13 protein-coding genes are annotated in these 18966 nt (G+C 57.8%); 3 read left to right on the top strand and 10 right to left on the bottom strand.

The window, feature by feature from the left end; translation table 11 throughout:
- From tnpB to YUO_RS43115, 4 genes are all read right to left on the bottom strand, one after another.
- Positions 1-344: IS66 family insertion sequence element accessory protein TnpB (gene tnpB, locus YUO_RS0136480; protein ID WP_028351571.1), on the bottom strand; the 344-nt coding region annotated here is incomplete at its 3' end.
- A complete protein-coding gene (gene tnpA, locus YUO_RS0136485) occupies positions 341-751 on the bottom strand; it encodes an IS66-like element accessory protein TnpA (RefSeq protein ID WP_028351572.1) in 411 nt (136 codons plus the stop codon). The genes tnpA and tnpB, both read right to left, overlap by 4 nt.
- A 206-nt stretch (positions 752-957) precedes the next feature.
- On the bottom strand, positions 958-1263 hold the full coding sequence (locus tag YUO_RS43110) for a transposase (RefSeq protein WP_051379851.1): 306 nt from the start codon (positions 1261-1263) through the stop codon (positions 958-960).
- Positions 1264-1760: 497 nt separating this feature from the next.
- The gene (locus tag YUO_RS43115) at positions 1761-2303 is read right to left on the bottom strand and encodes a DUF2889 domain-containing protein (protein ID WP_035728466.1); all 543 of its coding nucleotides are present in this window, start codon (positions 2301-2303) and stop codon (positions 1761-1763) included.
- A 211-nt stretch (positions 2304-2514) separates the two neighbouring features.
- Here YUO_RS43115 and YUO_RS0136500 point away from each other — a divergent pair, with 211 nt between their 5' ends.
- On the top strand, positions 2515-3288 hold the full coding sequence (locus YUO_RS0136500; RefSeq protein ID WP_035728469.1) for an enoyl-CoA hydratase/isomerase family protein: 774 nt from the start codon (positions 2515-2517) through the stop codon (positions 3286-3288).
- 41 nt (positions 3289-3329) lie between these two features.
- Here YUO_RS0136500 and YUO_RS49195 read toward each other — a convergent pair whose 3' ends face one another.
- The 4 genes from YUO_RS49195 to YUO_RS0136520 form a co-directional block, all read right to left on the bottom strand.
- Positions 3330-3734 (bottom strand): helix-turn-helix domain-containing protein, encoded by a 405-nt coding sequence (locus tag YUO_RS49195; protein ID WP_051379853.1) that lies wholly within the window; start codon positions 3732-3734, stop codon positions 3330-3332.
- A 949-nt stretch (positions 3735-4683) separates the two neighbouring features.
- Positions 4684-7149, bottom strand: coding sequence for a CaiB/BaiF CoA-transferase family protein (locus YUO_RS0136510; RefSeq protein ID WP_028351575.1), 2466 nt, complete (start codon positions 7147-7149; stop codon positions 4684-4686).
- Positions 7150-8225: 1076 nt separating this feature from the next.
- The gene (locus YUO_RS0136515) at positions 8226-9011 is read right to left on the bottom strand and encodes an SDR family NAD(P)-dependent oxidoreductase (RefSeq protein ID WP_028351576.1); all 786 of its coding nucleotides are present in this window, start codon (positions 9009-9011) and stop codon (positions 8226-8228) included.
- Positions 9012-9418: 407 nt separating this feature from the next.
- Positions 9419-10687, bottom strand: coding sequence for an aminotransferase class I/II-fold pyridoxal phosphate-dependent enzyme (locus YUO_RS0136520; protein WP_028351577.1), 1269 nt, complete (start codon positions 10685-10687; stop codon positions 9419-9421).
- Positions 10688-12157: 1470 nt separating this feature from the next.
- Between YUO_RS0136520 and YUO_RS49200 the strand changes: the two genes are divergently transcribed.
- Positions 12158-12463 (top strand): cyclase family protein, encoded by a 306-nt coding sequence (locus tag YUO_RS49200; RefSeq protein WP_083754874.1) that lies wholly within the window; start codon positions 12158-12160, stop codon positions 12461-12463.
- Positions 12464-12971: 508 nt separating this feature from the next.
- On the opposite strand, the gene YUO_RS0136525 is transcribed toward YUO_RS49200, so the two are convergent.
- Both YUO_RS0136525 and YUO_RS0136530 read right to left on the bottom strand, forming a co-directional pair.
- Complete coding sequence (locus tag YUO_RS0136525; RefSeq protein WP_028351578.1) at positions 12972-14129, bottom strand: acyl-CoA dehydrogenase family protein; 1158 nt, start codon at positions 14127-14129, stop codon at positions 12972-12974.
- 364 nt (positions 14130-14493) lie between these two features.
- Entirely contained in the window at positions 14494-15621 is a 1128-nt protein-coding gene (locus YUO_RS0136530) for an acyl-CoA dehydrogenase family protein (protein WP_028351579.1), read from the bottom strand.
- Positions 15622-16872: 1251 nt separating this feature from the next.
- Here YUO_RS0136530 and YUO_RS0136535 point away from each other — a divergent pair.
- Entirely contained in the window at positions 16873-17976 is a 1104-nt protein-coding gene (locus tag YUO_RS0136535; RefSeq protein ID WP_028351580.1) for a saccharopine dehydrogenase family protein, read from the top strand.
- Positions 17977-18966: the final 990 nt, after the last annotated feature.

The raw sequence follows: 18966 nt of genomic DNA on the forward strand, positions 1-18966 counted from the left end.
CCCGCCGCCTGCGGGCGCCACGTGCGTTGCGGCATCCGCCAGTCAATGCCCTCCAGCAAGTAGCCAAGCTGGGCTGGCGTGATCGTCACCACGCCATCAGCCGATGACGGCCAGAGGAAACGGCCGCGCTCCAGCCGCTTCGCGTAGAGCGACATGCCCAGTCCATCATGCCAAAGGATCTTGATCAGCTTGCCGCTCTTGCCGCGGAAGACATACAGATCGCCGCCATGCGGGTCGCGCCTGAAGGCCTCCTGCACCAGCAAGGCCAGCGAGTTCATGCCGCGGCGCATATCGGTGTGGCCGGTCGCAATCCACACCCGCACGCCCGATGCAATGGGAATCATCGCGGCCGCCCATCAGCCAAAGCTGCGACAGCTGCCTTCAGCGTCGCCGTATCGACCGCGCCAGTGATCCGCATCCGGGCTCCGGTCGCAAACTCGATCTCGATCGCCCCGCCGCCCGCCGAGCCGCCCGGACCGGGCACCGTCCCTGACTCCGGGACTACCCGCGCTGGTACAAAGCCCGCGTGTCGTTCGGTGCCATCCTTCGGCTCTGGGCGAAACAACCGTCGCCATCGGAGCAGCAATGAGCGCGACACGCCATATCGCCGCGCCGTCGCTGCAACCTGGCGCGGCGCCTGCAAGCTCTCCAGGACGATCTTGAGCTTCTCATCCTCGGACCAGCGTCGGCGCCGGCCCGTCTCCACCACTCCAAGCCGCTCGACCTGGGCACTGCGCTTATCACTGTCCATAAGGACAGTTCTCAATACCGCGCCTCACTTCGCAAGGCGGCCTTCAGCGGACGGATACGCACCAAGCGCACTTCGTGATGGTTCGCGGCATGGGTGCTCACCGAGAGCGGCAAGCCATGGCGATCCACAATCGCCATGATTTTCAGGCCTTTTCCGCGCCTCGTAGGACCGATCTCCGCGCCTCCGCCCTTGGCCATCGCGAATGTTCAGTCGATGAAACACTCTTCTTCATCGAGCGCGCCGTTCTCGCGAAGTTCGTTGGCGATGTCGGTCAGACCACGCCGCAATACTTCATTGTGGCACCAGTTCTGAAAGCGCCGATGCACGGTTTTATAGTTCGGATAGCTTTGCGGCAGCATGTGCCACTGAGCACCCGTGTTCAAAATCCACAGAACCGCTTCCAGAACCCGGCGCGTCGCAACAGGCTTCCGACCCGGTCGTCCATCAGCAATGTGCTCCTCCGGAAAGTGTTTCCGGATGCGTTCCCATTGCTCGTCCGTCAGCCGAATCATTCTTCCTTTATAGCGCCTTCATCGTCAATCGACTCTAGCTTCCAATTTTGAGATAGGTTCTAGTCAACTGGTCCGAAATCCGGGGTCCACTTTCACTTCGCGTCAGCAGCGACTCTGCGCGTTGAGTAGCCACAAACCCCAGCCTTGGCCCGCCGATGCGAACTCTTTCGTGTAATAGTGTGTACGTCAAATCGGGTCTATTGCGGCTGCGCCGGAATAAGCGGTGGACGCGATTTCCAGGATCCATGCCTTTGAGGCGGCTCCCGCGAGGAAATATTCTCTCTAATCACAGGACGACCTTAGTCATTGCAACCAGTAATCATTCTTCAATGCCGGAACCGTGCATGACTGCCATCCTAAGAAGGGTCGTCTGTTAGAGCCGTATGCTTACGCGGCAGATGCGCTTGCGAGCACGATTTGCACCTCCACAAAGCAAGATCTGTTTTTCTGAATTGATCAATCCGGGCTTCTGCACGTTGGACCTGCCGGTGACCCAGTTACTCGACCGGCAAGTTAGGCCATAAATGCTTTACGACCTCACTGCCCCGCCGGTAAGCGTAGCAGCTATCGATCAACCCTGGGCGAGGATGCTTGTGGAATGCTCCTTCTTGCTGCAGGACCGGCAAGATGGTCTGGAACATTACCGATCCGACAGAACCTATAAGTTCAGCGAGGTGAGTGCAGCCAGCAGTTTGGGCGACGCGCTCTTTGACTTTCTTTTTCCAACCGGACCCTATCGTGAGACCCACGAGCGGAGCGAACGCGCTCGCTGCTTCCGAGCACGTCGGATACGGATTCTTATCGCTCGCAACATCTAGTGCACGAATTTTAAAGCTTGTATCGACGGTCAACCGCAGCGACATGTCGTGCACCGGTTCGCCTGGGAGGACTTCTCCACGCCAAGGATTCGCGTAAGCATTGGCCTTCGAGTCGATCAGGCGGGCCTCGATATCCCAGAGTTGATCGCGACGACGGTAGCCAACCACTTCTATAGCCCGGCGATGAAGGAATTCTCGTTCGACAGGACCAGGAAGTGGCATGGGTCTCCCCTTTCACGTGCATGTAGCGGAACGCGCACCTCCATACTATGCCCCATAGGCAGCACTTGGCAAGAGATCGTTCTCATTGTAGATGTTCTTCTTGGTTGACTATTTCTCTTTATGGGTGTATCGATGTTCATCGTCGGACTCCGAGTGTCACGGGCTGAGCGAGCCGCGACCTATCAGATGCAGGTGATCGATTGGAGGCACCATGGCCATATTGGAAACGGAAACACGAGGCGCGGTTCTGGTCGCGCAGTTCAATCACGCCAACGCTCACAATCCGATGAGTCTAGAACTCGAGAACGCCATTCGCTCGATATGCCGAGAGACAAATGACAATCCAGCGATACGGGCCTTAGTACTGACAGGAGGGAATGACAGATCGTTTTGCGCTGGTGGTGATTTTAACGAAGTGGCCCAGCTTTCCGGAAGCGTGGCAGTGGAGGCCTATATTGATAGGTTGATTGATTTTTATTCTACGATACTCAAGGTCACGAAACCGACCGTTGCCGCAGTCGGTGGATACGCAATAGGCCTCGGCTTTCAGGTCTCGCTATGTTGCGATTGGCGCGTCGGAGCGCCGGGGACCAAGCTGGTTATGTGGGAACTGAAGCACGGAATCGCTTGTATAGTGGGCGGGTATTTGCTCGAGAGTTTCGTGGGTCGAGCGGCGATGTCTGACATCGTCTATGGGTGCGAGGCCGTTCCGATTTCGTGGGCGGTGGACCACAAATTGCTTCACGAGGTCGCGGATTCGGAAAATCTTATGGAGACGGCTATCGCGCGAGCGCAGATTCTCAGTGAGTTTCCGGAAATCACTTTTCGGCGAACGAAAGAGTCAATCAATCAAGGCTTACTCGCTGGATTGCACGACATCGCGCTGGAGACAAAGCAAGCGCATGTTGCTGGCGTTGCGAGCAGAGCAGCACAACAGCACTTTCAAAGCGTGCTAGGGCAGGAGACCGAAACTGGGACACGGTAACGCATTATTGTTACCCTTCGCGGTCAAATCTGGCAGCGGCTCTACCGCCTAGCGTTCAACTTCGAAAGCTTTGCCACCAACGAAACAATATCCGTTCGGGCATGCTCGTCCTTAATCTTCATGAAAGCCGTGACAAGTTCGAGGACCTGTTTTGCCAACTTGCCCCTTTGCGCGCCAACTATTGCAGACACGTCGGAGAGTGGCGACGCCCGTCGTAGCGATTCGCGCTCATCGACTTCGTAGAAATGTGCTATCGGAGTGTTCAGCGCTCGAGCAATTTCGTAAAGCCGACTAGCAGGCACTCTACTTGTGCCATTCTCGTGCTTCTGCAGTTGCTGAAAAACTATGTCCAACCGACTCGCGAGCTTCTTCTGACTTAAGCCGACTCGCTTTCGCTGGGCTCGAATGCGTTCGCCAATTCTCGCGTCAAGGTTGTTGTATGGCACGATTAAACCCGGCCTCAGGCTTCATTTCTCACATCGACAAATGCGAATTATAACATTTCCAGATAGTTCGTTCAATTGACCCATGCGAACGATACGAGGACATCACCTGACCGACCTCAACAACATTCCACCGACGTCAAGTGCCTCCGGCGCCGACCAGCCGGAGCCTGGCGCTTGGGCGAGCGGACTGAGAGGCGCGACGCTGACGGACACGATTACGCGTTCAGCCTACCTAATAGCGTTTGGTGTGGTACGCGTTCCGCGCGAAGATAAGTGGCTGAGCTAGGATGGCTCTGCAGGGGGCAGGGCTGACCGCCGAGCTTCCGCATAGCAGGAGGGGATTGATGGTGCATGTAGAGACGCTGCTCCCGACTTCGGCCGACGACGGCGTGATCATAGATGATCGCGGAAGCCACCGGGGGGCACGCCGTGCGGCAGGCCCTTTGCTCGGCCCCCGGGGTGCCAAGTATCTTCTTCTCGCCAAGATACTACCTTGACTCATGGAACAGATCTTCGTCAAGCTCAAAAATCTTCTCAGAAGCAGCGGCTCGTATCGACCATGCGGTCTGCGCCGTCACCGGCGAAGAAAGCCTTCGATCCGGAAGACTGCCCCAACTATCGCGCAAACTTCAGCTATCCAGCGAACCCGATCAGGCACAGACCTAACTGCTGTGACGTGCAGCATACGCTTAGGGCCGGCCTTACTGCTAGCTTATACCTGAACCGCCTTGGTCTAGCCGCATCGCACGCGGCCATCTGTATATTGGTTTGAACTGTGTCCAACGTGTGCACCACGGCTTAATGCCATTACATGCGATCTGCACATGTCGACGCAGGGACGACCGCTAGCCAGTTGCTCGCAACATTTAACTCAGCCGCCATCGTTGGTTTTGATTCGCGGATGCGCGTCTGCAGATCCTGAGGGACATCGAGGCCTAAACTCGATTTGTCAGTCTGACGACAATTTCTTCGATGCGAGCTCACCCTCCGAGAGCATTGCCGTACCAATAATGCCCCCCCTTATCAATTGTGCAATCTCAGAGTCAGAAAGGCCGAGGAGCTCTGATAGGACCTCCACGTTATGCTGTCCGAGCGTCGGCGCAGCTGTGCAGATCGCATAGGGCGATGCAGCTTCGCGAATCGGCATTGAGGGCTGAGGATGTCGGCCAATGAAAGCACGTTCGACGTCCTGCAGAAATCCCCGCGACGCAAGATGCCGATCCTTGAGAAGCTCAATCGGCAGGCGGGCCACGCCGGCAGCAACCCCTGCGGCCTGCAACTCAGACATGGCCTGATCCGCGTCTCGGGAGAGTGTCCAGGCTGTAATGGCTGTCTCGATCACGTCCTCGATGCCACGGCGAGCTTCCGCTGATTTCAACGATGTGTCCCTGGCCCAATCAGGCCGCCCAATAAGCCGCGCGAGCCTGTGCCACATTTCCGCGTCGGTTACCGCTATCATGATCCAGTTGTCCTCACCCGCACACCGGAAGCAGCCGTGCGGCACGAACTGAGGATGTCGACTGCCGTATCTCGGTGGTGGAACACCGTCGATCGAGTGGACGGTGATCCATGGCGCCTCGAACGGCATCATGCATTCAATCTGCGCCAGATCAATGAACTGTCCCTGCCCAGTGTTGCGGGCGTGGATCAAGGCGACCAGAACTGCAGCGCAGCCGTTCAACCCGCCAACCGGATCTCCAAAGGCGGTGTGGCTCATTGTGGGCGGCCCACCGGGATTTCCGATCACGCTCGGCAAGCCCGATCCCTGCTCGAGAGTCGAGCCATAGGCTCGGCAATCGCGATTGACGCTGTCTGCACCAAATGCAGACATCGACATCATGACGAGCCGCGGGTTGAGCGTTCTGAGCACGTCGTAGCCAAGCCCGAGCTTCGGCAGCACATCAACAGAATAATTATTGACGACGATATCGGCTTCCGCCACAAGCCGTTTGGCGAGCGCGACGCCTTGCGGCCGCGTCAGGTCGAGCGTGATACCGCGCTTGTTGCGGTTCATGACGCAGAAGCGCACCGTCTTTTCGTACATCTCGCTATCGATGTAAGCAGGCCGCCGGTCAACACCGCGCCACCAGTCCGGATACTGGATGGCCTCGACTTTGATAACGTCAGCGCCGAGATCAGCCAGTGTTCTGGTGCACAACGGCCCCGCCCAGCCCATCGAGAAGTCGATGACACGAATTCCCTGCAACGGCCGCCGCGCCGTATCGATGGAACGTGACGATGGCCACGCGGTGCCGGTTAGATGCCTTGCATTCGCGAAAGCTTGCTGCTCGCCGGGAGCCGGCACCTTCCCGCCCCGGCGCGGCGGAGTGAATGTGAGCCGCAGCATTGAGCCAACCGTCAGGCCATTTTCTTCGCTAAGCACGACGGGTACGATTGCGCCACGCGCGCTTTTCTCGGCGTCAAGGAGCAAATCGGAAATTTCGGGCACAGGCACCATCGGTATTTTGCGCTTCAGTCCCTCTGCAAACCACTCTCGTGCTGTTCGCGACTTCAGCCTTGGAATGAATTTTCTCTCGAGCTCTTCCGCACGTTGCCGACGGTCTTCGCCAAGAACAAGGGCCGGATCATCACGCAATTCGGATAGCCCGAGCATGTCGCAAAATGCGCGCCATTGCGCCGGCGTCACCGTAGTAACCCCGAGCCGGCCTTCTTTGGTTTCATAAATTCCGACCGGAAAGCCAGGCCAGAAGCGATTAGAGCCAATCCTGCGCATCACATCGCCGTGCGCGAACGCCTCGAACATGAGATAATCGCTAAGAGCGAGACTCGATTCGAAAATACTAAGCGACCACGACCGCCCCGCCCCACCCTGCATTCGCGCAACTGCGGAAGAAGCCGCGGCGATGAAGCCCCATAGGCCCGCGAGGATACCCGTCTGGAAATCCGGGGCGTGTGATGGCGGGCCTTCGACCGGTCCAACCAGCTTGACGAGGCCGGCGAGCGCACGGATGGTCGAATCGGTTGCGGCGAATCCTGCATACGGGCCATCATGGCAAAACCAGCTTGCTTCGAGGTATGTTAACCCGGGACGTCGCTGGCGGATTGCGGCGATATCAATGCTCGGACAATTCGCGGGATCGACGTAGCGGCCATCGATCAGAATATCGCAATCCTCGATCAGCGCGGTCAGCCGTGTGATCGCGTCTGGGTCAGTGGCATCAATAATGATGCTTGACTTGTTAAAGTTGAGGAACGCAAACCACGGACTATTCCCCCGCGGGGTGAGCGGCGCGCATCGCCGAAGCGGATCGCCAGCTGGCGGCTCGACTTTCTGAACATCGGCACCGAAATCCGCGAACAACCGAGCACAATAGCTTGTTGCGGCCGAGCTACCAATTTCGATGACCTGCAAATGTGATAAAGCTCCCACCGAAGGCTCCTTTTTCCCAATCATCCTGGTGCTCCGGAGTATCACCTGCCATGTAAGCAGGCCTAGGGCCAGCACGAGCCGCGTACAGCCTTACGGGCGTACGACTGCGGCCTCATGCTGGCGGATTCGCCGACTGCTGCATCCCCGATCAAGCTGCCCATGCGCGGAATTGCAAAGACTGCTTCCCGATGCCTGCGCAGCTGTTGCAGAGGTCTCCGCCAAAACTGTGCAAGGATCGTACCAGCACGGAAATGGAAGTTTAGCCACGTTCAGCAGCATACGGCGCGTACCCCGGCCCACAGGCATGGTGTCTCAATGCTCTGCGTGAGCGGAAATACACGTTTGCTCCTGTTGGAAACAAAGCAATCGAGATGGCTGGGCAGCGGCTCGCAGCGCGGATTTTACTGAGGGATGCGAGCCGTGATGCTACACCGGAGCCCGGCTCCAACAGCAATGAGAAAACGGAAGATTGATTGCGATAGTTCCGGCCAGTTATCGGAGCCTCGACTCACTGCCCCTTCGTCTCGTGGTCAGGCTGACTAGTGTCTCACTAGCACGTGATGCCATCATGCGATTGATTGATGAGGAACGCTTGTCAACGCCGGGTACACGGAGTTCGTTGTCCGTGCTGAAGTTGCCAACGTTTGATAAAATAACCTTTTCGATTAGTGCTCGGCGGATTCGCTAACGGCACTGCGATTGGACATTTTTTGCAATCGACACGGTGTGCTTAAGGCGTCGCAATCGCAGATCACAGATCCGTCGCGCTGACTGACGACTCCAACAGTGAGCCCGTGCTCAATCCTGCCCTGCAACGACGGTACGCGACCGCCCCCATTTTTGATCGAGCGCGATCCAATCTCGTCATCGTTGGCATGAGCTGCCGACGAGGACCGGATACGTGGACAACCAAACTAGCCCCAATCCAAGGCACTTGGCGGACGACACCGCGAACTGCCGAGGGCTGGGTGCCGGCGCTGAAAAGATCGATGCTGCAGGCGTCGGTCTCGTTCTTCTTGGCGCGGTTTGGACCAGTTTGGACCTCGGTTACGTTCCACCGCGAGTTAGGCGCTCGCGCCAAGACTGCAATGAGCATCGCCTCAGGCGGCGAACTCTCCCCCTGTGATATCAATGGTTGCACCGGTGATAAAGCCCGCCATCGGCGAGGCCAGAAAGGCTGCGACGTGCGCAACCTCTTCAGCTGTTCCAAAACGGCCGACTGGAATCCGGTTGAGAGCGGCGCGGTTGACTGAGGCCTCAGCTGGCCCAGTCAGATCGCTGAGAATCCGCCCAGGAGCGATACAATTAACCGTAATACCGTGTGGAGCGAGATCTCGCGCAGTAGCGCGGGTTAATCCGACCAATCCCGCCTTCGATGCGGCATAGTGCGGCCCTGCGATCAACGGCATGGCACGGCCTGCGAGCGATCCGACATTGATGATGCGTCCGTGACCCTTCGCAATCATTGCCGGCGCTAAGAGCCGTGTGAGAATGAACGGTCCGTTGAGATTGACATCGATGACCCGCGCCCATTCCTCCAGCGACGTTTGCGAAAGCCAGGGTGCATCCTGATCGACGCGTTTGGGGGAGATGCCTGCATTATTCACCAAAATCGCAATCTCGCCCCAACGAGCCCGGATGCGATCAATAAATCCCAAAATCTCATTTTGTCGCGTTACGTCGCCCTTCTCAGCATAGAGCCGGCCCTCCGGGCAGCTAAGAATGTCAAGCGCCCGCTCCACATGCTCAGCTCTTGTCGATATAAAGGCGACCTGATAGCCATCGGCCAAGAATCTGCGTACGATTTCGAATCCGATCCCACGTGCTCCTCCGGTTACGAGAGCAACGCGCCGGTCGCTTTGGCCTCTGGGTTTTCCTAATTTCATATCGTCAAGCAGTCCTCGACGGCGAAGCGGACAAGCCCGCAGCATCGAGAAGGCAGAGCGGCGCACGAACTAGGGGGAAGGCCACGCTCGAGCGTTTCGTCCAGTTCTGTAGGCTCCAGCGGTACGGCCGTTCCCGATCGCAGATTTGCGCGCATTGCCTCGGCTGGAGCAAGCTGCGAAAGCGCATCACAGTGTCCCGCGTGTGAAGCGTTTTCCCGGGGCAAACCGACCGACAATCAGCGTGTATGTCAGTCGGGTACGGCTTCGCTCCTTCGAAGTTGCACAATGGATCGGATTGACGAGCTCATGCTTACCGTCCGCGTCAGATGATGGCAACTTGGTCCTATCGGACAGCTCGATAAATTCATTCGCTGCATCATCACGTCACCTCAGGGGGACCGCTGATCCTATAGGAGCTTTCCGGCTGGGTCAGCTATCCTTTCCAAGATGCAGTCGCACAGCCGTTCTATGTCGCGAGCCTCATGATCCGCCGTAATACACACGCGAATTCCCGCCTTCCCTCGCCCGACTGTCGGGAAGAACGTCACCGAAGTATAGAACCCGGCATCGAGAAGCTCTCTTGCGATTGCAATCGCCTTGGCTTCCGACCCGATTGCGATCATTCTGATCGGAAACGAATTGCCTTGCTCGGCAGTTACGACACGACGGTCAAAGATTTTGATCCGTTCCGCCAACTGCCTCTGCCGTTCGCCAAGTTCTGCCGAGCGGTGAATCTTGCACGAGCCGAGCGCCGCGCCAACCGCCGCCAGATTGGGAGCCACCGAAAACGCATAAGGAATGGAGTAGCGTCGAAACAGAGCTTCATAGTCGGCCGTTCCGACCATCAACATGCCGCCCGACGCGCCGAATCCTTTGGCCAGCGAGGCTGCTATGATCGTGCGGTCACCCAGCACTTGCGGAAACTGAGAGCGAGCAAATCCTTCGCCTTGGCGTCCGAATAGCGATATGCCGTGAGCATCGTCGATATAGAGAAAGAGCCCATAGCGTTCCTGGAGCTGGCGCAGCTCTTTGATGGGTGAATTCCCTCCCATGGAGTAAACACCATCGCATACATAGGCGACAACTGGATGTTCGCGGCACAGGCGTTCGAGAGCGTCGATGTCGTTGTGCGCAATCGTTTCCACCCGAGTTTCATCAGCGACCACCGGCTTGTGATAGGCGAGCGATGTATGCGCAATTCGATCGAATACGACAACCGGCTTCCTTCCCCCCGTCAATTGGCCCGAAGCAAGGAGGGGCATGGCGCCAAGATTGGCCAGCATGACTGTGGAAAACGCGAGCACGCGCGCGCAGAACATCTCCGACAGAGTTGCTTCAAGCTCTGCCAGAAGATCGAAGTTGAGTCGCGTTCGTGCGCACGACCAGTGCAATGACCGATGCGCCTCAATCGCCTCGATCGCTCCAGCGACAATCACCGGATGATTGTCGAGGCCTAGGTAGGAACATCGCACGAAATCGGTCACTAGCGGGCGACTGTCAAGGCGACCGGTACCCAAAGCAACCGTGCGTCCGGCCATAGAACGTGCTTGGACGGCCATAAGACCAGACACGTGGGCCGCATCGAAATACGGTTTGCTCTCGTTGACCATGTAGGCGGTGTTCCGAAAGTGTCCAGGTGGGCGACCACCATCCGAGAGAGCGATCTGCTGCGGCATTTCATTCCCCATTCTGATTTGCGAAGAGAACGTGCTTGACCACTCAGAAGAGTGGGCAAGGCGGCAAAGCTTGGCGACATCGGGCCAAATTGGAGGTTCTATCTCTTACGGGTAACTCGATCGTCTCCTGGTCGAAGCAAACTAAACCACTAACTACGTCACTCGCAGCTACCGAATCAGATAGGCCGAGCATCTAGGGCGTCGTAGCGGCGGCGCCGCTCAGTGGCAGTAGCTAAGAAGTAGATGGCCGCTTATTCCTGGCGCGTGGCGCAGCATTTCTTACTGTCCCGATGAGTACACCAGCCGCGGCATTTTTCTGGTAATTAGATCACCATGTTCATGAGAAGCGCCGCGAGCGGACGCCACACGCTCAGCTAGGTACCGCACTTAATTAGCTCAAGCGCAAATCAGTCGAGAGTGATTCAGGTCCTCCAGAAAAAGGGCATCACGCGGTCGATCCGCCCTATTGTCAGGTTGGAGCGGCCTCGAGCCAGTCCTACCGAAGAAACCGGAATCCGGAGAATACCGACGGTACTAATTGCCTGCTGGCCCATGATTGGGCGGGCGCCGCCACCGCCAAGCATTCCCGACATGATCCGGCGTGAGACACAGCTTCCCGCAGACCAATGCTCTGCAGCGCAAGCGCGAGCGCAACCGCGTCGACTCTTCAACAAGCTAGCGCAGTCCGGTCACATCGCCGCCCGCCAATCGCAAAAGCTCTTTGGACTTCATCTCTCTCGCCGCCGCCGGAACCTCGCTCGGCTCAATTGCCCGACGGTACCGAGAACTACAATAGGGTAGCGGAGAGATGACCTTCAGGCGGCAATGTTTTCTTCCCCTGCGTGCCAGATCGACGAATTGGCGCAGCGAGTTCCGGGTGTGTCTCGTTACACACGTGGAGCACCTTTCTCCCTTCTGGACGGAAGCATGCTACCGCTCTTCAAGTACGACGACGCCGTCCTTGATCGGGATCATGCCGGGTGTCTGCGGTTCTCGATCGGATCCGGCCAAATCGCTCACTCGGCATGATCCACGCTTGCACACGACCATATTTGGGGGGTCGACGTGGCTCGGTTGTTGAGGGCATCCTTTCGGAGACGGATCATGTAACTGGCGATATCCTATGCAGATGAGCAACATCGTTTGCGTCTATCTTCCGTTCGTGGCGGGGTCGACGGCCGCGTTGGTAATCGGGCTGAGGATGGTCCGGCTCCTTGGCGAACCGCTTAACTGGCCCCCAAGCGCTCTGCAAACGCGACGGCATCCAGCCCATTCTCAACAAGCTAGTTTAGTTTCGCCTGCGATACTGCGCGTCCAGCGCTAACAACGGGCCCCCTGTAGAGGTGACATGATGGATCCAGTTACGCCCAATCCGGGCCGATGCTCTGAAGGGATCCGCACTGCTGCCCAGCATCTTCGTTCGCTCCGGCCCGTCGACCTCGCACCGATGCTGGGCCGAGGCATTCCTCGATGGCCGACGCATCCACACCTGATTATCGATCCGACCGTCGTGCACGAGAGCGACGGATATTACTGCCAGAATCTCAGCATGCCGAGCATATCGGCTGCCATGTCGACGCGCCTGCGCACACAATCCCCGACCAGATGCACACCTCAATCGAGACGGTTGCCGTTGACCGACTCGTGGCTGAGGACGTGGTCTACGATTTCTCCGATCGAGACTGGAAACCCGGCGACGTCCTCACGCCGTCAGACATTGAATCTTATGAACGTAAGCACGGATCTCTGTCGGCTCCGACGAGATCGCACTGGTAAACTTCGGATGGATTAGGCGGCATTGGCGGCGCGACGTCCAGGCCCAATGGTACGCACACAACGCTCCAGGCATGATGAAGAAGCGGTGATCCTTCTTAAGGAGCGGCACGTCTGTGCCGTCGGAGCAGACACGATCGCTTGCGAAGCGGCGTTGGCGAACGGGGTATCTATTGGCACGATGCCAGGATACGTCAAGCACCGGCTGCCAAATGGCGTCCTGATCCTGAAATGCGTGGCTAACCTACACCTCGTAATTCGCCGCTCCGCTTCCCATCGAACACGGCTCTGGCTCTCCACTTCGCCCCATCGCGTACTGCTGCGATGACTGCTGAAACCGGATCTTCTTCTCCGAGCCGGATGGATACCGTCGAGCCGCAGGAGACGAAACCGATAGTTAACGTGAGAAGCGACAACTAACCACTCGAATAAAAATATGACGGAAAATGGTAATTTCGATGGCCGCGCGCGGCGCGGCGCCGGTGCCTTTTCATTTGCACAGCTCACGCGCTCACGCCAAAAGTCTGCGGGCGAGCGCTCGGTACTTGAGGACTTCGGTTGCGCCTTCGTAGATGCGCGCCATGCGCTGCTTGTCATACCAGTGCGCAAGCGGACTCTCATAGGTGCAGCCGGCGCCACCATGAATCTGGATTGCCCGGTCGATGATGCGCCCGACCATTTCGGTGCAGGTCAACTTGGCCACGGCCGCTTCGACGCGCGTATCCTCGCCGCGATCATCTTTCGCGGCGCAGGTGTACATCATCAGTCGGCTCTGTTGGATTTCGATCCATGAGTCGACGATAATGGCCTGGATCGCCTGCTTATCGCTGAGCGGGCTTCCGAATAAAACTCGCTGCTTGGCGTGTTCGACCATCATGTCGTAGCAGCGCTGAGCAATGCCGAGGGCCGCCGCGGCATTGCCAAACCGGGTCCAATTCAGTACGCTTTGTGCTCCCTTGAATCCGGCGCCTTCCGCGCCAATGCGCGCAAGATCGTTAACTCTGCAATCTTCAAACACTAGGCGGTACGTCGTGAAGTGATTGCCTCTGTCGATCGAGTTCGCCCCGCCGAGCATCGGCACCGGACCATCTTCGATGAGACCTGGCCTGCCCCTCTCCACAGCGAAGATCGACATATTCTTAGCACCTTTCTCCTCGCCGGTGAGGGCCAAGACGAACACAAGATCGGCATTCTCGAAGCCGCTGACGAAAATCTTAGAGCCATTGATGACCCATCCGTCGCCGTCCCGCTTCGCACAGGTCGAAGTGTTGCGAGCCGGATCCGACCCGCCCTCGGGCTCGACAAACGCAAAGGCGCACCGTTTGTCGTCAGACATGATGGGGTCGAGGTAACGGGCCTTCTGCTCGCCCCGCAAATGGAGCAAGTCGGGGGGAACCTCGCCTCCGAAGAGAATCGGCGTCAGGCATTTCTTGTTTTCCTCGATAACGGCGAGTCGATCGACCAGGGAAAGGTCCGCGCCGCCGAATTCGGCCGGCAGGCTGAGTCCCCACAGGCCAACCCTACGGGCCGCGTCACGTCCGGGCTCATAGTCCGCTAAGAACAGATTCTCGCCCCTGAGCTTTCGTTTTTCGAGCGGCTCCTGATGGTCTTCCACAATCTTGCGAACGAGGTCGACGAGCGCCCGTGTTTGTTCCTTGAACTCATACATGTAGTTTCTCGTCTCCTCGTCGTAATGCAAGACCATCGATGAATCCGGCAGCCGCTACGCAGAGCTCGCATACTGGGCGCCTAGCAGGCGAACACCGTGCTGGCATCCTGCGGCGCTAGTTGAGGACAATGTTCGCTCTGCCCCTAGGTGGAGCGCGGCGGCAGCGCCGTGGCCATCGATAAGCTCTTTGCTTCCACCCGGTAAGGGCCCTGAAGGAGTCGCTCTCGACGATTCCGACAGCGTCCGGTTCATAGAGCGTCCAGTCTTCCAGTACCGCTTCGACGAGAGCGCGAGCCATCCAGCGCTGGCTGCCTGTTCAATTTGCGCCGCTCTCGATCCTGTTTGGGTCTCTGTGGATTAGCGCTCACGCCAATAGATGCCGAGCAAGTACGCGATACTTGAGAACTTCGCTCGCCCCTACCCAGATGCGCGACATGCGCTGACTATCGTACCAGTGCGCAAGCGGACTCTCATATGTGCAACCCGCGCCGCCGTGGATTTGGATTGCGCGGTCAATGACGCGGCCGACCATTTCAGTGCAGGTCAACTTAGTCATACTTGCATCGACGCGCGTATTCTCACCACGATCATATCTCTCCGCGCAGGTGTACATCATCAGTCGGTTCTGTTGGATTTCTATCCATGAGTCGATGATCATAGATTGGATCGCTTGCTTATCGCTGAGCGGGCTTCCGAATAGGACTCGCCGCTTAGCGTATTCGACCATCATGTCGTAGCAGCGCTGAGCAATGCCGAGCGTCGCTGCGGCATTGCCGAACCGGGTCGCGTTTAGTGCATCTTGTGCACCTTTGAATCCGGCGCCTTCAGCGCCGATGCGCGCAACCTCGTCTACTCTGCAATCGTCAAAGGTCAGCTGATGCGTCGTGTACCCGCCGAGCATCGGCACCGGACGTGCGATTAGGCCTGGGTTGTCCTTCTCCACAGCGAACATCGAAAGGTTGCCAGCTGTATTTTCCTTGGTGATGCGGGCGAAAACAAATGCGCGATCGGCCTCATCGAAGTCGCTGACCCAGATCTTGGAGCCGTTGATCACCCAGTCCTTACCGTCGCGCTTGGCATGGGTCGAAGTGTTGCGAGCCGGATCGGAGCCGCCGCCGGGCTCGGTCAGCGCAAAGCATATCGCTGTGGCGTCAGACAAGAAGGGGTCGAGGTAACGAGCCTTCTGCTCGCCCTGCAGATGGAGCAAGTCGGGTAAAGCGTCGCCCCCGAAGCGGATCGGCGTCAGGCATTTACGGTTTTCTTCGATGACGGCGAGGCGATCGACAAGACAAAGGTCCGCGCCACCAAGTTCGCGCGGCAGGCTGAGCCCCCACAGACCAGCCTGACGGGCCGCCTCACGGCCGGACTGATAGTCGGCCGAGGTCAGCTTCTCGCCTCTGAGCCTTCGCGTCTCGAGCGCCGCCTGGTGGTCTTTGACGATCCGCCGAACCAAATTGACGAGCGCCCGCGTTTCTTCTTTGAACTCGTACATGTCGCTTCTCGTTTCCTGTTTGCGAAGCTAAATTGTTCATCAAAGCGACAGCTGCCGTGCAGAGAGCATTCTCCTACGTGCCCTCCAAAGGCTGAATGCCGCTTTAGCGCCCCGCAGCGCTACGGTTGACCGCAGCGGCCTTGCTCACCATTCCTTGGCGCCACTTCGACGCGTTAGAGAAATGATCGTTCAGAGCGACATCCGCCATCTTGTGGGCGGCAAAACGAAACGACCACTTAAGTGACGTCCCGCGCGCCCTGATCGACTCCGGTGATCAGGGCGACCTTGATTGCTTTCTAGATCAAACAGCTCACTCATGGTATTCTGTTCCTTATCTTTCCAGTACGGCTCGCGCGATTCGCCGCTCGACTGGCCGCTCTTGCACCATGGTACGTAATCCACCAAGTACATTGTACGACGAATAACTCGATCCGACCACGCTGGGTTATGCGGGCGCCATCCCCAATTCCGGTAGTTGGCCCGACCCGGACCCCGCAGTATGTTCGCTCTTTGGCTAGCTCTCTCAGCATAGCTGATCGACTCGCGCCGATGGCGCGGCGCACGCAGATTTCCGCTGCGGCTCCGCCGCCATCTTGGGTGACGGCAGTTTTTTAGGCTTCTCTCTTTAGCCCGCGGCGGCACCTTCTGTCCCACCATCTTTGGCGTCTTGGCCGGATCCGACGCCTGCTATTGGCCGAGCCCCGCTATGCGAGCTGGCCGAAGCCATCGTAACGCTCGAACTCCGAGCTGCGCAAACGGTCTACCACGGCGGCGCATCGATCCCGATTGTGTCCAATCATTTAATTCAGCTTCGCGATAGACGAGGCGGCGATCATCGCAGTCAAGCCAAAATGAAGACTGCTGACTTCGTGCGACTTCTTTCAAGCGAAAGCAAACCTGCGCTAGCGCTTTCGACGCAATCGTGATCAGCACATGCGCCGTGATCAAAATTTTTCGGACACGAAACCATGACTGGCAATCACGATTCTCTTTCCAGCTGCTCAAGCCGGCCTATGCGGTGGCACGTGACAAGCACAGCTCTTTAACCAGACGCGCACGCAGGTATTCGGCCCAGAAGCGTTAACGGTCCTCCCTCCGCGAGTTGGTCGCATGAGCGCCTGTCAGACTATCTGACCTGATTGGTAAATCCACAGAAACAGGTAGGCGGAAACGCTTCTTCTGTTGCTATGAATCGTTCAATCTCTGCGCAAACCTGCAAAAAATCCAAAGTTCAAAAAGGGGAAGACAAACATGAAAGACCTTATGATCATCGGGGCAGGTAGGATCGGTGGCGCGATCGCATCGATGCTGGCCGACATCGGCGATTACAAACTGACAGTCGTCGATCGCAGCGGCGAGCAGCTCGCCAAGATCGATCGCCATCCTGCGGTTTCAACTGCGGTACTTGACATTGCCGACCATGCAAGTCTCGTGGCCGCGCTCAAAGGTAAATTCGCCGTGCTTTCGGCCGCCCCATTCTATCTGACGAGACAGATCGCCGAGGCCACGCTGGCGGCGGGGGGGCACTATCTCGATTTGACCGAGGATGTCGTGACTACAAAGGAGATCGAGGCTCTGGCGCAGAATGCCGACCGCGCATTCATCCCCCAATGCGGTCTAGCGCCCGGCTTCATTTCGATCGTCGCCATCGATCTGGCATCGCGATTCGATAGCCTCGACAGCGTGCGCATGCGCGTCGGCGCGCTGCCGCAATATCCCTCCAATGCACTCAACTATAACCTGACTTGGAGCATCGATGGCCTGATCAACGAATACATCAAGCCCTGCGAAGCCATCGTCGAAGGCAGACTGGTGACTGTGCCGGCGATGGAGGAGCGGGAGGAGCTTTCGCTCGACGGTGTGACCTATGAAGCTTTTAATACCTCCGGCGGCCTCGGCACGCTAGCAAGGACGCTGGAGGGTAAGGTGCGCACCATGAACTACCGCACCATCCGTTATCCTGGCCATCAGGCGATCATTAAGGCGCTGCTAAACGATCTCAATCTGAAGAACCGCCGCGATTTGCTGAAGGATCTATTGGAAAACGCTCTACCCGCGACCATGCAGGACGTCGTGGTCATCTTCGTCACCGTCTGCGGCTGGCGGGATGGCCGTTATGTGCAGGAAACCTATGCAAACAAGATCTATGCAGGAACGGTTGCGGGACGAAAATTGAGTGCTATCCAGATCACAACCGCGGCAGGCGCTGCCACTGTCTTCGACCTTCTGGCGCAGGGAAGGCTATCGGCAAGGGGCTTTGTCCGACAGGAGGAGATCGCAATGACGGACTTCCTCAGCAACCGGTTCGGTCAGGTCTACAATCCCGACGCGATGCGGATGAGGCCAGCCGGATGAGGCATTCTCATGCCTTTAGGGCGTTCGCCCCGCATTAAATGTCAGGTTAGCTTGCTTTGCCTCCCCAGCCCCGGCCAAAGACCTCCTCGGGCTTGCCAGCGACTAATTTTCCTATTGGGAGGACCAACTTCGAACAGTCGCGCCAACGAGTTTTAGCAAGTCGGACGATGCACTATTGACACATCATATCTAGTTGTCCGTTAGGAAGCCGATCCCGCGCGTCACAGGGCTATCAGGATTAGACGCAACAGAAGCATCCGCTAAGCTAGGAAGAGGCGGAGGTTATGACCGGCCACGGAAAGGACGACGTTGGCGGCACCCCATCGAGGCCCTTGAGGTGGCATCAGTCGAGACAGTCGTCACTTCTCGTGCGACCGATCACGATCTCGATGCTGGATCGCCGCCGGAGCTCCGTTTGATTGCACCCAAGACGCCGCCAGCTTCTGGCCGGAGATTAAGATGCGGTGCGGATCTGATGCGTTGTACCGCGATAGCCGTTGTCAACATAGGCCCGCGAGATCTCGTAGGCCGGTAAGCTTCTCAGTGACTTCGATGATGTCCCGAGCGTATTGCGTCATACGGGTTGCCCGGCAGGGCCTTGGCGTGCAGCACGATCTGGCCGCCCCGGGGTGCGGCGATGGTGGTCACGAGCGAGACCTTGACGCCGATCTATGGACCACGCCCGCGTTGCAAGAGGAATCGACAAACGGATGAAGCGGTTTGCGCCAATCTATCCGGCTTCAATTTGGGGCTGTTGCCCCGAGCCATCATGGATATCCGCCCACTTCTGTCCTCAATAACTCGCCGGCCTCAAGAAGGGCCATGGAGTCGAACCAGGCTTCAGAAGTGTCGGTGGAACCGTTTCTCCATTCGTCCTTTCCGTCTCGCAAACCTCGGCGGGTTGTTGTGCCTTCTAATCCGACCTTGGATCTTCCTTTCCGGCCCTGTTTCTTATGCGGTGCGGCCTAGGAGGTTGGCGTCGTAGTCACG

This window comes from Bradyrhizobium murdochi (genome assembly GCF_000472965.1).
Lineage (GTDB): Bacteria > Pseudomonadota > Alphaproteobacteria > Rhizobiales > Xanthobacteraceae > Bradyrhizobium > Bradyrhizobium murdochi.

Bases quoted from the DNA above. Each gene is read 5' to 3' on its own strand.
- tnpA (WP_028351572.1), bottom strand. From the start codon at position 751: ATGGACAGTGATAAGCGCAGTGCCCAGGTCGAGCGGCTTGGAGTGGTG.
- YUO_RS43110 (WP_051379851.1), bottom strand. From the start codon at position 1,263: ATGATTCGGCTGACGGACGAGCAATGGGAACGCATCCGGAAACACTTT.
- YUO_RS43115 (WP_035728466.1), bottom strand. From the start codon at position 2,303: ATGCCACTTCCTGGTCCTGTCGAACGAGAATTCCTTCATCGCCGGGCT.
- YUO_RS0136500 (WP_035728469.1), top strand. From the start codon at position 2,515: ATGGCCATATTGGAAACGGAAACACGAGGCGCGGTTCTGGTCGCGCAG.
- YUO_RS0136510 (WP_028351575.1), bottom strand. From the start codon at position 7,149: ATGATTGGGAAAAAGGAGCCTTCGGTGGGAGCTTTATCACATTTGCAG.
- YUO_RS0136515 (WP_028351576.1), bottom strand. From the start codon at position 9,011: ATGAAATTAGGAAAACCCAGAGGCCAAAGCGACCGGCGCGTTGCTCTC.
- YUO_RS0136520 (WP_028351577.1), bottom strand. From the start codon at position 10,687: ATGCCGCAGCAGATCGCTCTCTCGGATGGTGGTCGCCCACCTGGACAC.
- YUO_RS49200 (WP_083754874.1), top strand. From the start codon at position 12,158: ATGGCCGACGCATCCACACCTGATTATCGATCCGACCGTCGTGCACGA.
- YUO_RS0136525 (WP_028351578.1), bottom strand. From the start codon at position 14,129: ATGTATGAGTTCAAGGAACAAACACGGGCGCTCGTCGACCTCGTTCGC.
- YUO_RS0136530 (WP_028351579.1), bottom strand. From the start codon at position 15,621: ATGTACGAGTTCAAAGAAGAAACGCGGGCGCTCGTCAATTTGGTTCGG.
- YUO_RS0136535 (WP_028351580.1), top strand. From the start codon at position 16,873: ATGAAAGACCTTATGATCATCGGGGCAGGTAGGATCGGTGGCGCGATC.